The following is a 12,836-nucleotide window of genomic DNA, read 5'->3' as shown; positions in this document are numbered from 1 at the left end:
AAGATCGCAACTTATTGTATGTCAGAATTTAATATGCTTTTATGGATTAAATGATACCCCTGCGCTGAAATAGAAGCCCGGGTCATTTTTGGATGAATAAATATACTTGCTGCCTGTTTCTCCTGTTTTGTAAACTTTGGAGTCGATAGTATTAACCAATCCGGTTTTGCCATAGATTATGAAAGAGTTCATTCGATATTCATATGTAAAACCTGATTTAAGTTGAATCTCCCTGTGGTAATAACTTTTTGAATAAGCTTCTTTTTCAGGATATATATAAAAGATGTTAGATTTCAATTCACTGCCCAGGGATAGTCGGCTGTTCTTGCCTATACCCTTCTTTACCATGATCCTTTGCGGGATAGCAACATCCAAAATGAAATCCGGTCTGATTTTATGTTCAAGTGTAAAAATTGGTATAACAGGACTTAATGAGGCGGGATCATAATTAACCGCTAAACCGGCAGTGATCGTTGTCCGACGGTCTGCTTTTAGAACTAATATTCCTGCCGAAGCAGCTTTAAAGGCTTCTACGTCTTTATGACTTCCGTCTACACCTAGGGATACATTATATATGGCAGGTTTACCAAATAATTTAGAAGTATAAGAAAAGCTTGTTATTCCGGCAATGTAATGTAAATCTGAATTATTCCCGAATATATCTAAATCAGGATCACCTTTATAAACTATATTTCCATGATCAAAATAGTTGTACCGATATAGCACGGAGGTCTTTATTGCCCATCGCTGCTTTTTTATTACGGGAATATTTACCGTAATCTGGATATTATCACGTCTTTTGATTTCTCCTTCTTTATATTCTTTTTTGAATAACTTTGACTCAAAATCGGAAGGAAATGTCTGCTGATATTCCACATCTATCATTCGCGCCGGAGGAAATTTATCTGTTACCTTCTCTGTTGCTTTTGATAATGGAGATTTATTTTCCTGACCATAGAGTGTCACCGATAAAACAAAAGCAATAATGCATAACAAACTTTTTTTCATAACAAACTTTTTTGATACAAAAGAAGTTATACATCCAATACTAAAAAAGCAGTTTTTTTGTGAGGCGGGCTATTTAAGGGATGAAGCGGGCAAAGTCCGTATTTAAATGAATATCAATATTTATAAGACTTTTTATAAGGTGGAAAGGGAGAATTATTTTTCTGTGTCAAATAAAAAAATGTCCGCTTAAAAGGCAATATTGCCCGTTTAAAAGATAAATCTTTACTTGTTATAAATCTTATTCTTTAATTTTGTCACCATGGAAAATATTAAATGGAAATTAAACCTTTTTATCTCATTGGCTCTGTCTCTTATCGGGTTATCATTTAGAGTCATCAGAATAGACCTTACATTATCTAATACATTACAAATTATTATATCAAATTTTTTTTATTGTTTTTTCAATATTGTGATTTTAAATGCGCTATTATACAGGTCAGGAAATAAATTCATAGAAAATAAATTATATGTTATAGGATGTATTATAGGGGTATCCTTGGTAGGATTCATTGTTCATGACGGGATACTAGGTTTATTTCAGTTGGAAACGTTGCAGGTTATTCTCCTTCAAAGGAGTGAAGCATATATCAATGTGATATTTAGGGGAATACTTCTAAACAGTTTGTACTTTTTTATATTATATCATCTTCATGTATTAAATCAGAAGCAAAAGAATAGCATCGAAATCATACAATTGAAGCAAATACAATTAGAAGCAAACTTATCGTCGATGAAAGAGCAGTTAAGCCCACATTTTTTATTTAATACCTTGAATACTCTTAGTACATTGACACAAGAGGAAAAAGTTAAAGATTATGTTTCAGAACTGGCTCAGGTATATCGGTACGTCTTGCTATTGGAAAAGAAGAACATTGTATCATTAAAAGAAGAACTTGATTTTATTCAATCTTATCTCTATATTATTAAATCCCGCTTGGAAAATGCTATAGATATCAATATACAAGTAGATAAGGATTTATTAAATACGCTATTACCACCTCTCACCTTGCAGCTATTAATTGAAAATGCAATTAAGCATAATATCGCGTCAATATCTAAACCTCTGAAAATTTATCTTTATAATACAAGTAAAGACTATTTGATTATTGCAAATGATCTTCAACCTAAATTATCTACTCAATATTCTACGGGAATAGGATTGAATAATGTTGCACAACGTTATAAATTATTGTTTGACCGAGATATACTTATAGAAAAGTCTGATATAACATTTACAATAAAACTCCCAGTTATAAGCAATGAAAGTTCTCATAATAGAAGATGAAATAAAAGCGGCCAAGGAATTGGAAAGAATCCTTTTAGCATTGGATTATAACATACAAATCGTTGGTATAATAGATTCTGTTAAAAATGCAATTATATATCTGTCGAAGCATATACATCCGGATTTAATATTTTCGGACATACAGTTAGCTGATGGAATGTGCTTCGATATCTATAATAAGATTACACCGAAATGTCCCATTATTTTCTGTACAGCATTTGATGAATATATGGTAAATGCTTTTGAAACCAGTGCAGTAAGTTATATATTAAAACCAATTACAAAATCCAAGATTGGAACTGCATTGGAGAAATATGAACAGATGAAATCTGTCTTTGCACCAGCCCAGACGTCTAAGGATATTGACGCATTGTCACATAAATTAAAATACTTATATAAAACTGCTTTATTGGTCAATCAAAGAGAGAAAATCATTCCTATACCGGTAAAGGATATTGCTTTTTTCTATCTTGATAATACTATGGTGAAAATCTTAACTTTCAATCATCAACGCTATTCCATTTCTTCGAGCCTTGATGATTTAGAGCGGAATGTAGATCCACAAATATTTTATCGAGCTAATAGAAAATTCCTAATCAATAGGGACGCAGTATTAAGTATAGAACGATATTTTTCAAGGAAACTTGCTATCAAGCTAAAAGAAGAAACTCCCGAAACGATTGTGGTTAGTAAGGCAAAGGCAAGCGATTTTTTAAATTGGTTGGAAAGTGTCTAAATAGTTATTTCATAAATCAAATGAGATATTAAAGAGTTGTACCTTATAATTTTCTTTAATCCAGATCGAGGTAGATAGGTAAAAGGCAAAATAATCTAATACCCTGAATTACATGGATTTTTAGTGGGAGGTATCTATTCTGAGAGGTAAAGGCAAACAAATTATTTTTTTAATAAGATATAATATGCTTGAATATATTGCCACATTACGTAAAGAAACAGACGAAATAATAGAAAATATTGAATACTCAAATAGTAACATACTGAAAAAGTCCCTTGAAGCCTCTCATATTCTAGCAACGGTTTTTGATAGGTTAAAGAATTTCATACTTTCCTACCATTTTCAGGATGAAGCTGAAGAAATTCTTTTTTTCAAAGAAACAAAACCCAAGTTTTGCTATCGGCTGATTTATTATCGTAAACTGTATAATATAGAAATAAACCGTCCTGTTGCTGGAACCTGTACACAAAAAGAATATTTGTATGAAGAATTGGAAGCAATAAACAAATACACAAACAAGCGCTTAGATTTTGTTCGTTACTATCGATCTGGCTCTACCCATCTAGACTCTCTTTACTTTTTACGTGGCAGAGTGGATACTGAGCAATATTTAGAAACCTTTTATTATGAACTCGATCCGAATTTTTCTACAAACTGTGACTTTAAAGTGGCTAAAATCATGGCTAACGATATGCTTTCTGCTTATCTGATGCAGGAAATAGAACTATTGAATGACAATGGAATGAAATTTGGCACGTTTAATTTTCCTGCTACTAAGAAGACATGGATGGGCAGTAAAGCTGAATTGCAGGAACAAATTTTTTCTTGGGATAGTGCCGGAATGTTTGGAGATGTACCGTTAACACAGCTTTACGATTACATACAAAATGTATTCAATATCCAATTAGACAGTAATCTTTCACGAACTCTTGGCGATTTGAAAATACGGAATAACCCTACGCCATTTCTTGACAAGTTAAAAGATGCCCTATTGCGGCGTATGGGTAGAAAATAATAATACCGAGGTCGGTATGTATCCTTAAACACCCGATTTTGAGCTGAATTAGCATCAAAATCGGGTGTTTTGGTTTAAAATATGCATTATACTGACCTTTTCCGTATTTTTCATCTCCCTTTTTCGGAGAAAATTCACTTATATTCGATTACAAATAAGCTATTTACAAAAATATTCAAAAAAAGTAATACCGACCTCGTTATCAAGTATCAAAAAACGCTTGAACTTTGCATAAAATCAATAAGTTACGAGTATGAAAGTAATAAGCATAGAATCGGAAGCCTATAAAATACTGCTACAAAAAATAGATAAGATTCATTCTTTTGTCCAAAAACAAGAGAAAGAAAATACCATCCTACAACAGTTCGATCCATCTGAGGTTTGGTTGAGTGATCAAGATGCCGCCACCATATTGCGGGTAAGCAGACGTACTATGCAACGGCTACGCAGTAACGGAGAAATAGCCTATTCAATCAGGGGAGGAAGAGTGTGGTATCTGTTGGCAGAGGTCAAACGTCTATTACCCGGACTTATGGTAAAGAAGAATAAGAAAGGAGGCAAGCCATGAGCGAGGACGAAGGCATAAGGGATTTCATGCAGGCGTGGTTCGAGCAATTCATGGGACGCTTTGACCGATTAGATAAATTTATGGATATAATGAGTGGACGGCATAACGTATTAAATGGCGAACGGCTTTTAGACAATCAAGACTTGTGTCAAATGCTGAACGTAAGCAAACGAACATTGCAGCGTTACCGCTCGGCTGGAGAACTGACCTATATAACCATCCATCACAAGATATTTTACACAGAGAAAAACGTAGAGAAATTTATTCGTGATCATTTTAGAGATGGTGTCGATAATAATGAAACAGAATAATTAGGTTAGTTGTTTTTTTAGTCGAAGTTACTCAACAAGTGATAATTATTTTATATTCATACTTAATCATTGCTAAATTCGGAGATGTTTTCGTGATACAAAGGAATACTCAGCTATCTTTGTACATGAAAAATTAAAGCGACAAAATATGAAGCCAAAAGTAATTTGTCATATGATGAGTTCAGTTGATGGTAGACTTATGCCTTATCGTTACAGCCTTCCTCTCAATGGTAAAAGCCATGATGATTTGATAAATCAATACGTCGCACTATCCGAGCAGCTTAATGGGGATGCGTCACTTATCGGACGTCCAACTCTTCAAGCAATGTATTTCAAAGATACATTTGACCACAAAGATTATCCTCCTACTGATGAAACAGAGACTTTCATAGCTAAGCCAGACAAGACAAATACTTATATAGTCCTTGATCCAAATGGAAAAATACTCTATGACAATACAGGTGACAATAATTACATATCGATTCTCAGCGAAAAAGTATCAAAAGAATACCTCCAACATCTGAAAGAAAAGCAAGTATCCTATCTTTTTGCCGGACATGATGGGAATAACTTGAAAAGAGCGCTAGATGTCCTAGCTGATGATTTTGGATTTAAGACCATTTTGCTAGAAGGTGGCGGAATTATAAACGGACTATTTCTTAAAGCTGGATTGATAGATGAACTAAGCCTTTTTATCTGTCCGAGCTTAGATGGGCTTTCAGGTGTGCCTGCCATATTTGAATATAAAGGCGAGATTGATGAGCTGCCAGCACAAGGTCAATCGTTGGAATTGACTTCAATAAAACAACTTGAAAATGATGTAGTATGGCTTTGCTATAAATTTCATCTTACAAAAAAATTTAGGAGACATAATTTTCATTATATATCTTAAACAAAAAGACCGCAGAATTATTCTACGGTCATCTTCATTTAGAGCTTCATACCTCTTTTCTCATCCTTTGGCGGAGAACTACTCACCGATCCAATAACGAATCTGTCCCCCATAACTTCTTTCACTCCTTGCAAAGTATTTGGCATAGGGGCATCCTGAATCGCTGTTGATTGTGGGCTATTCTGAGATTGAACCTGATTCTTTTCAGGAATATTTTCTTGTCCCTCACTTTGCTCAATGGGCTTTAAGGATAACTCTATCTTACGCTCCAAAGCGGTAAGTTCCGTTTTCAAGCCCTTCAGGTCATTCTCTTTTGACCATATACTTTCTACTACCTGCCTGAGAACGGGTACATCCTGCATCCGCTTATCGGTATCCGTCTGGTATTTCTCTAAAAGTTTAGGCATACTGTCGAGTGCATTCAGAAAGTTTAACGATGCAGTTTTAGGGTCTGCCGCCAGACTCCCATAATTGTAGTTGTAGAGTATCTGCCCCTCGCCACGTATAAAAAAGCGGTTTTGTATCAGGTCAAAACCATCTTTATTTGTAGTTTCGGATTTTACCAATAAATCAAAGCCATATAACGAACCGATTTTCTCATGTGCTCCATGAGTACGTGCTTTATCTGCTATTTCATTCAGTTTCTTACCTATAGCAACTGGATCAGTAGCTTGAAACCCATCCAATTTTACAGGATTGAGCCGTGTACCATCAGGAGCAACCTGCACCCGGTTATTGAATGCTTCCACATCTTTGGAAATGCGATCAATATATCCTTTATTGGATTCTACCGTCTGCATAATATTTTCCAACTTGTAACGGCTCGATGATTTACCCCGAACGAAAGCCTGCTTTTCACTGTCCAAAGCAGCTATCTTTTTTTCTATTCTTGCTTTCTCCAATAATTCGGTGTTCCCTGACAAGATAGCTACATATTCAGAAAAATTCATACCGTTTTTCTCATCCATACTGCCCTCATCAATGGTTCGAGTGCCCAAATTATTGTTTTTAAGCTGTTTAATAAATAGTTGCTTGTTGTGTAGTAAGCCAAATTTATATGCATCGAGTGATTTTTCCACAGCATAGATTTTCACATCTACCTTATTGTCAGCATACAGTTTTGCAATTTCGTTGCCTTTGCGTATAGCTCGTCCGTCGCGCTGTTCCAGATCTGAGGGACGCCACGGTGCGTCCAAATGATGAATGGCCACTGCTCGCTTCTGAGCGTTCACACCTGTTCCCAACATTTCGGTAGAGCCGAACATGACACGGATTTTACCCTCGTTCATATCCTTAATCATCGCTTTACGTGCTCTCTCGCTAGTAGCCTCCTGAATAAATCGCACTTCGGATGCAGGAATGCCGTAATCCTCCACCAACTTGCGCTTAATCTCAGTATAAGGACTCCATTGCCCCGGCTTGTATGTTCCTAAATCTGAAAAGACAAACTGTGTGCCTTTCTGGGCATTGTACTTTTGGTAGTAATCCGCTATCGAGGCAGCACAATGGCTTGCTTTATTATCTATATGGTCGCCGTATTTATCAGGGTCTATCATCCGCATATCGAGCGACATCTTTCGGGCATAGTCGGTTGCTATCAGCATTTTCGCTTTTTCTTCCCGTTCCGAAAGTGGTGCACGTCCCAAAAGAGTGGCATTCCCTGTTTTGGCAAACTCCATCAACTTACCGATAAACTCCTGCTGGTCGGGTGTCGGTGGTATATTGTGCAGAATCTCGTTCTTTTCTGGACGATCAATGCCTATATCTTGTGCAGTACGGTAATCGGTAATTTCGGAATAGAAAGAAGCCAACTCCGGTACTTTTATAAAATAGCGGAAACGTTCTTTCTGTACAATCTGGTTCGTTACCGAAAACTCGTAATCTTTGGTTTTCTTGGCAAAGATCGCTGCCCACGCATCGAAGGTATTGATACCCTGCCTTTCCAGTTCTTTGGGACGCAGGTATTTGAATAACAGATACAATTCAGTCAATGAATTGGAAATCGTTGTCCCCGACGAGTAAGTAGCCCCTAAATCCTTGCCTGTGCGTTCCTGTATGGTACGCAGGGCAAAAAGCATATTGAGTGCCCGTTGTGAGCCTTCGGTATTTCCTAAGCCCGCTACACGGTCGTGACGGGTGGTAAAGGTCAGATTTTTAAATTTGTGAGATTCATCTACGAACAAATGGTCTATGCCAATCATCCGAAAATCCGACATATTATCCTTACGGTTTTCGATCTGATGAGCTACTCCCTCTAACTTTGTTTCAAGATTGGCTTTTCGTTTCTCACAACCTTTCAGCATCCCTCTTGAAACCTCCTTACCCTGTGCACGAAGCACTTCGAGATTTTCCTCCACGCTATCGAGTTCAGCCTGCAAGATGCCTCGTTGTATCTCCGGAGATTGCGGTATCATACCGAACTGCTCGTGTGTTAAAATCACGGCATCCCAATTGTTGTTTTTCATTTCGTTGAAAATACGATTGCGGTTCTGCGGTGTAAAATCTTCTTTACCCGGATAGAGTACCTTGGCATCGGGATATGCCGTACAAAAGGTTTGAGCGATTTCGTGAACATTGGCTTTCAGCCCTGTGATAAGGGGTTTGTTTACCAATCCGAGTCGCTTCATCTCCATTGCTCCGCAGCACATAATGAGCGTTTTACCTCCGCCGACCTCATGGTCGATTATGCCGCCACCATTCAATTTAAGCATCCAGATGGCATCTTTCTGGCTCTTGTATAAGTCGGGAATGCCTAAGCCTTTTAGATCGAGTCCGGGAAAAGTCTGGTGCGAACCGTCGTATTCCGGTCGTACAAAACAATTGAATGTTCGATTATACATATCGGCAAGTCGGTCTTTAAATTCGGGAGCTTGTTCTCTGAGCCAATCTGAAAAGCCGTTACGCATCTCATCTATCTTAGTATTGGCAAGCTGTATTGCTTCTCCGTCCCGTACTTTCGTATCCTTGCCATCCACCCTGACCGTTTTTGTAATATCGGGAGTGGTATCATGCAAGGCATGGCGCATCAGGGCAATACCATCAAAGGTGCGGCTTTCGCCCTTGACTGCATATTGATCACTGATCTTAGCATTTTTAGTGTTAGAATTTATGCTAAACTCATCCCGGCTCTGTGCATAGTGGATATTGACATCCGTTTCAAAAAGATGTGAAGCAAAAGCGGCGTATATACCCGTAGGTATCCAGCGTTCGCCAAAATTGAAATCCAAATCGTCGAAGGCTATCGGTTTGGGTATCGCTTCCCGCAGGGCATTCAGTGATTCCTCTATCCGTTTTTCGGGGTTTCGATTAAAGAACAATTCTATCTCATCGGCTTTGGATACGACATTGCCGGAAATAAACTTATCGGCAACTTCATAGCCGTATATCAAGGGGTTGAAATAGATTTTACCTTTCAACTCGTCAAATAATTCCTCTTTTGTTCCTCCGGTAAGCGAAACCATATAATCGGGGTTTACCGCCCCATATTTGTTTAGACTGGAGACAAGAGCTTCGTATGCATTATCCACTTTGGAAATCTCATCGGGATTAAAGGCTACGGGACGTTCAAAGATATCAGCCTTTATCGCTTTGCCCTCCCGGTAGCGTTCCAACGAGAGTATTTCTCGCCCTGTGGCATCCATCTTGATGAGGTCGAGATTTTTTGCATCGTTCAGGTTTCCGAATTTTTGTATAAAATCATCATACAGGCGATTGAGCATTTGGCGTAATGCTGGATTCTCTTTCAATGTATCGGCTTCGTTGTTATACAAGTGGTTGTAGGTATCGCGTATCTCGATATAGAGGGATGCCCGTTTTTGTTCATTGGGTGATAATTCCAACGGATGGAACATGGGTTGATGTTTGTCCATATCACGTAGGTAGCCGATACGATTATCCGTATCAGTGACTAATGAACCATCCTTATAATGTTTCGGCAATCCATTTTCGGGCATCGGCATCGGAATAGGCTTTAACCGTTCCGCCCTTTCTTTTTCCAAACGTTCGGCACGTTGTTCGGGTGTTTCAGAGGGTTTGCTTGTTGTCGGGATTTTCGGTTGTACCTCCTTTTGCTGACTGGCTTTAGGCTGTGGTATGGGCATACGGCGGCGGGAACGTTTGGGTTGTTTTATCTGCGAACGTTCTTCGGCTGAAAAACCAAACAAGTCGTACAAGGAAACAATCGGCTGTTGCTGCATATCAGGTGGCGGTACTTCCTTTTGTTCTATAACTTCTCCGGTATTCGTATTTACAAACAATCCGCTGGCTTCATCCTTGATGATTGTATCTTTTTTTTCTGTTGTTGGTACAGCTTTCGTTTCTTCTTTGGCTTGGTCAATGTGTGGTTCCACAACTACTTTTCTCTCCTGCTCGGACAGTTCCGCCCATGCTTTGCGGTTTCTGGCTTCTGCAAAAGGATGGAAAAGAACTAAATCTTCTTCAATAGGTTCATAAGCCGATTTAGGGCTTAGCTCTACCATATCCGATACAGATATTTCCTGTACAGAAGCTACAGTTGTTTGTTGCTCCTGTTTCTCCGAAGCATGAAATAAGTAATGCTCCAGATCGAGATGCTTGGAAAAATCTTCATTCAGCATCCGGTATAATGTAGCTGCAATGGCTTCCGTTCCTCCAGAGTGGGTAAATTCCATTGCAGGTTTTCCGTAAGGGTCAGTACCTACTTTTACATCAGTCTGTATCACCCTGTCGAAGTCTTTGAACAAATTGTTTACAGATATACCGTTGGATAACTTGCGGGATTCTATAAAGTCTTGTTGGCGTTGGCTTGGTAAAATAGTTGTATTCTTACGTTGCAGGATAATCAGGTCGCTGCCGACTTCCGTCCCTGCTTCCTCGGCAAAGAGGTTGTTGGGCAGGCGAATAGCCGATACGACATTGCAACTATTCATCAAGTGTTCACGAATCGGCTTGTTCTGCTCCGAATTGAGAACGCCCTGTGAAGTGATAAAAGCTATCAAACCACCCTCATGTGCAGCCATCACACTTTTAGTGAAAAAATAATTGTGGATGGCCTTTGTCGATTGGCTCACTGCGGGTATATCGTGCTTGGAGAGCAAAGGATCAAATACAGCCACATCACCAAAAGGAATGTTCGAAGCTATTACATCATAATGCTGTGCATAACGTCCTTCCATTTTTTCATAGCCTTCAATCCGTATGTTGTCCTGCGGATGAAGATGTGAGAGAATCTTACCCGTCAGCAGATCTTTTTCAAAACCTGTTACTTCTGCATCAGGAGCAGTTTCTTTGAATGAAGCTATAAACGCTCCGGCTCCGGCACTCGGTTCAAGAAAACGTTGAGGTTTGATACCGCTGTTATTCAGAGCAAGTGCTAAGGCATCAACAACGGGCTTGGGTGTATAAAAAGCGGTCAGCACCGAATTTTTGAGTGAGCTGACATAGCGTTTATATTCGGTATCATCTTTGGCTCCATCCCGTAATACTTGGTGCAATTCAGTTACAAGTGGGAATAAATCATGCTCCGAGGCTTTCCAATATTGTATATCTTCCTGTTTGGCGGTGGGATTCAACACGGCTTTTATCCCTCCGAAGCCGGAATAGGCTGACAGTTTCTCTTTTTCATCATCGGTAGCCTGCCTTTTCTCTTTATCGAGTGCGAATGCAATACGGATCGCCTCGATATTATCCCGAAGATGGGCTTTCTTATTATAAGCCATTTTCGAGCAGTATTTGTATTTCGCCAGTCAGCTCCGTGTAAAACTGATTGTACTGTAGTGTATCGGCAAAATCATCAGACAGGGTGTATTTTTGAATCGTATCCGTAAGTCGGGGCAATAACTCCATTGCTATACCTTCGGCTTGGGATGGGTCTACTTCTTCGGAAAATTCTTCCCAAAGAATAGTCACAAGGGTTCGGTAGGTGGAGAAATATAAACCTTCATACAGGACTTGCGAAGAGATTGCTTCTGCTTCGTCATGTGTATGACCTGCTTTTATAGCTTGGCTGTATGTTTCTGCTGCGGAATCACCACGTACAGCAATAAAATCGAGGTCGGTAGCTTTAGTGGGATGTGTATCTCGCAGGTAGGATAATAGAGATAGCCGAAAATAAGAGAATTTTACGGCTGAAGTATTTGGTTTTGTTGCCATATCGTTGATTTTTTAGTAGTGAGAAAAAGAAAAAGCATCCGAAGCTTAGCCTCGGATGCCACCACTAAAAAATCAATGTTAAACGACTATTCCGAATCGTAGAACAAAGACCTTTCAGTGGTAAAGATAGTGAAATTATTATTTCAATGGTCGCTTCTTTCTTGGTGTCATTGCGTATCCAATCGCTTATATTTAAATTTGTATGATTAATTGAATCGTAATATCAATAAGCAATTGTCATGTCCTTACCTGATGTCCGAATAGATAGATTGAAAGAATCTGAATATGAAGAAGTCGCTACTATTTTAGTAGATGCTTTTGAATCGAATCTTGCTTATGCTTCAATCTTCGTAAATAAGGATAAATTGCGAGACGGATTGTTCTGGTTATTTAAGACCAATCTATACCTCATAAACAGAAGACAAGCTGTGACAAAAGTCGTTAGAATGAAAAACTCAATGGAAATAATAGGAGTATTTAGCTTATTACCTTCCAATGGAGTAAAATCTGAACTTCGCGATTATTTCAAGATCGGATTACCCCGATTTATTATGAATTTTGGACTCTCTGCTTTACGCACAATGCTTAAGATGGATTCTCTCAATAAAGAGCTTCTAACAAATGCCATCGGAACCAATGACTATTATTATTTGTCGATGGTTGCCATAAAAGCCAACTATCAGGGCTCCGGGATTGGTTCTTATATGATTGACGATTGCTTACAAAAATTGAGATCTATAAATCGAATATGTCATATTGTTGGTTTAACAACCCAACTTCCGGAAAACGTCACTTTTTATAACCGATTAGGATTCCTGAAATTGGATGAAGGTGAAATTCAACTGAAGAAGGGCTGTTATTACAACTATAATATGAAATTGGATCTATAATT

10 protein-coding genes are annotated in these 12,836 nt (G+C 38.5%); 7 read left to right on the top strand and 3 right to left on the bottom strand.

Annotated features, from left to right (window positions below):
• Positions 1–39 precede the first annotated feature (39 nt).
• Complete coding sequence (locus tag QZL88_RS12350) at positions 40–1,008, bottom strand: DUF6268 family outer membrane beta-barrel protein (protein WP_296941557.1); 969 nt, start codon at positions 1,006–1,008, stop codon at positions 40–42.
• 259 nt (positions 1,009–1,267) lie between these two features.
• Here QZL88_RS12350 and QZL88_RS12345 point away from each other — a divergent pair, with 259 nt between their 5' ends.
• The 6 genes from QZL88_RS12345 (at position 1,268) to QZL88_RS12320 (ending at position 5,815) form a co-directional block, all read left to right on the top strand.
• Complete coding sequence (locus QZL88_RS12345) at positions 1,268–2,293, top strand: sensor histidine kinase (RefSeq protein ID WP_296941554.1); 1,026 nt, start codon at positions 1,268–1,270, stop codon at positions 2,291–2,293.
• Positions 2,268–3,029: a LytTR family DNA-binding domain-containing protein gene (locus QZL88_RS12340; RefSeq protein ID WP_296941552.1), complete on the top strand. Its 762-nt coding sequence runs from the start codon at positions 2,268–2,270 to the stop codon at positions 3,027–3,029. The genes QZL88_RS12345 and QZL88_RS12340 overlap by 26 nt, the downstream gene beginning before the upstream one ends.
• A 184-nt stretch (positions 3,030–3,213) precedes the next feature.
• Positions 3,214–4,044, top strand: a complete 831-nt coding sequence (locus QZL88_RS12335; protein WP_296941550.1) for an RteC domain-containing protein — start codon at positions 3,214–3,216, stop codon at positions 4,042–4,044.
• A gap of 253 nt (positions 4,045–4,297) precedes the next feature.
• Entirely contained in the window at positions 4,298–4,612 is a 315-nt protein-coding gene (locus QZL88_RS12330; RefSeq protein WP_296941548.1) for a helix-turn-helix domain-containing protein, read from the top strand.
• Entirely contained in the window at positions 4,609–4,923 is a 315-nt protein-coding gene (locus QZL88_RS12325; RefSeq protein WP_296941546.1) for a helix-turn-helix domain-containing protein, read from the top strand. The genes QZL88_RS12330 and QZL88_RS12325 overlap by 4 nt, the downstream gene beginning before the upstream one ends.
• 148 nt (positions 4,924–5,071) lie before the next feature.
• Positions 5,072–5,815, top strand: a complete 744-nt coding sequence (locus QZL88_RS12320; RefSeq protein WP_296941544.1) for a RibD family protein — start codon at positions 5,072–5,074, stop codon at positions 5,813–5,815.
• 38 nt (positions 5,816–5,853) lie between these two features.
• Here the strand turns inward: QZL88_RS12320 and QZL88_RS12315 are convergent, their stop codons facing one another.
• On the bottom strand, positions 5,854–11,511 hold the full coding sequence (locus QZL88_RS12315) for an N-6 DNA methylase (protein ID WP_296941542.1): 5,658 nt from the start codon (positions 11,509–11,511) through the stop codon (positions 5,854–5,856).
• Positions 11,501–11,944 carry a DUF1896 family protein gene (locus QZL88_RS12310; RefSeq protein ID WP_296941540.1) on the bottom strand — a complete coding sequence of 148 codons (444 nt, stop codon included), beginning with the start codon at positions 11,942–11,944 and terminating at the stop codon, positions 11,501–11,503. The genes QZL88_RS12315 and QZL88_RS12310 overlap by 11 nt, the downstream gene beginning before the upstream one ends.
• Before the next feature lie 239 nt (positions 11,945–12,183).
• On the opposite strand from QZL88_RS12310, the gene QZL88_RS12305 reads away from it, so the two are divergent.
• Entirely contained in the window at positions 12,184–12,834 is a 651-nt protein-coding gene (locus QZL88_RS12305; protein WP_296941538.1) for a GNAT family N-acetyltransferase, read from the top strand.
• Positions 12,835–12,836: the final 2 nt, after the last annotated feature.

The sequence above is a fragment of the uncultured Dysgonomonas sp. genome (assembly GCF_900079725.1).
GTDB lineage: Bacteria > Bacteroidota > Bacteroidia > Bacteroidales > Dysgonomonadaceae > Dysgonomonas.
Note: the sequence above shows the minus strand (reverse complement) of the source record. Positions and strands in the feature narration are given on the sequence as shown.

Excerpts from the sequence above, each read along its gene's own strand:
- QZL88_RS12350 (WP_296941557.1), bottom strand. The coding sequence starts at position 1,008 with ATGAAAAAAAGTTTGTTATGCATTATTGCTTTTGTTTTATCGGTGACA.
- QZL88_RS12345 (WP_296941554.1), top strand. The coding sequence starts at position 1,268 with ATGGAAAATATTAAATGGAAATTAAACCTTTTTATCTCATTGGCTCTG.
- QZL88_RS12340 (WP_296941552.1), top strand. The coding sequence starts at position 2,268 with ATGAAAGTTCTCATAATAGAAGATGAAATAAAAGCGGCCAAGGAATTG.
- QZL88_RS12335 (WP_296941550.1), top strand. The coding sequence starts at position 3,214 with ATGCTTGAATATATTGCCACATTACGTAAAGAAACAGACGAAATAATA.
- QZL88_RS12330 (WP_296941548.1), top strand. The coding sequence starts at position 4,298 with ATGAAAGTAATAAGCATAGAATCGGAAGCCTATAAAATACTGCTACAA.
- QZL88_RS12325 (WP_296941546.1), top strand. The coding sequence starts at position 4,609 with ATGAGCGAGGACGAAGGCATAAGGGATTTCATGCAGGCGTGGTTCGAG.
- QZL88_RS12320 (WP_296941544.1), top strand. The coding sequence starts at position 5,072 with ATGAAGCCAAAAGTAATTTGTCATATGATGAGTTCAGTTGATGGTAGA.
- QZL88_RS12315 (WP_296941542.1), bottom strand. The coding sequence starts at position 11,511 with ATGGCTTATAATAAGAAAGCCCATCTTCGGGATAATATCGAGGCGATC.
- QZL88_RS12310 (WP_296941540.1), bottom strand. The coding sequence starts at position 11,944 with ATGGCAACAAAACCAAATACTTCAGCCGTAAAATTCTCTTATTTTCGG.
- QZL88_RS12305 (WP_296941538.1), top strand. The coding sequence starts at position 12,184 with ATGTCCTTACCTGATGTCCGAATAGATAGATTGAAAGAATCTGAATAT.